The organism is Plesiomonas sp., assembly GCF_051650925.1.
Classification (GTDB): Bacteria; Pseudomonadota; Gammaproteobacteria; order Enterobacterales; family CAMTGL01; genus Plesiomonas.
On record NZ_JBOFRH010000125.1, the window covers coordinates 1 to 1253 of the forward strand.

Annotated in this window: 2 protein-coding genes; both read right to left on the minus strand. The window is 51.1% G+C overall.

Features of this window, described 5'->3' with window-relative positions:
• The coding region (gene ampE / locus ACRC27_RS02765; RefSeq protein ID WP_438639144.1) for a regulatory signaling modulator protein AmpE at positions 1-106 on the minus strand (106 nt) is incomplete at its 3' end.
• 75 nt (positions 107-181) lie between these two features.
• Positions 182-787 carry a 1,6-anhydro-N-acetylmuramyl-L-alanine amidase AmpD gene (gene ampD / locus ACRC27_RS02770; RefSeq protein ID WP_438639143.1) on the minus strand — a complete coding sequence of 202 codons (606 nt, stop codon included), beginning with the start codon at positions 785-787 and terminating at the stop codon, positions 182-184.
• Positions 788-1253: the final 466 nt, after the last annotated feature.

A 1253-nucleotide genomic window follows, 5' to 3' on the forward strand; every position in this document is an offset into this window, starting at 1 on the left:
GAATTTTCGGCCACAGCCCTTGCAACCAGTGATCCAGTTGCCAGCGCTCGCCGGTTTTAAACAGACGCTCCCACGCCAGAATTAACAGCAAGCTAAACAGCTTCATGCCCACGGCACTCCTTTATTGCATTGTATTGCGGTGGTATACCCAAGCGACTTGGCGTAAGAAGGGTATATTCGATTAATGCGACTCACCACGAACTACGGCAAGCCGCGCATAAAAATCATCCCAATCAAAGGCTGGGCCCGGATCGGTCTTGCGCCCCGGCGCAATATCGCTGTGACCGGTGATCCTGAGAGTCCCCTCCGGTGTCACCATGGCCGGATAAGTGTCTAGCAACAGAGCCGTCAGTGTCACTAAACGCTGGTATTGCGCATTGCTGTACGGTGTGTCGTCAGTACCTTCTAACTCAATGCCCACCGAATAATCATTACAGCGTGGCCGCCCCGCATACTCAGATACCCCCGCATGCCATGCTCGCTGATTAAACGGAACATACTGCACAATCTCACCATCACGCCGGATCAAACAGTGCGCCGACACCCGTAGCTGATAAATATCGGCAAAATACGGATGTTCATCTGGCGGCAAAGTACCGCAAAACAGCTGATCAATGTACGGCCCGCCAAACTGACCGGGCGGTAAACTGATATTGTGCACCACCAGCAACGATACCGGCTCGTCTGCCGCCCTCGCATCACAATGGGGTGAAGGGCAGTGACGCACCCTCTCACCGTTCAACCAGTTATCCTGCAACTGTAAGGCCGGTTGCTGTGTTGCCGTCATCACCTCGTTCCTTTCGTTGTTCTGTTTTGTATCGCGTTTTTGAATCCAGTTGAACAGTAAGCTTGCTGCGTTATTCGAACATAACACAAACATAACCCGCATCCCTCTGCATGCTGTTAGCATTATAAAAAGCCCACGATGAATTCATAGCTTCTAGTGCCTAGCCTCTAATACCTAGCATAAATTCAGCACTGCAATTAATCGCCTGAATTAACAGCATCGCTTCACGTCGCCGAGAGTTAACCTTGCTGCAGCTATGCTTAAACAGAGAACTGCGCTGATATTTAAGCAATAGCCATGCCGCTTCGGCTTACACCCCAAAGCACCACCAGAACCGCTTCAGCCGTGCGCAGCGCAGAGTTTGTTACATGACGGATGCGAAAATACACGCAGTACGTTACCATCTTCAGCAGGATTTAAAGTGGAGTTAACCCATGCCGCGTCGCATTCATAATGCCGAGCAACG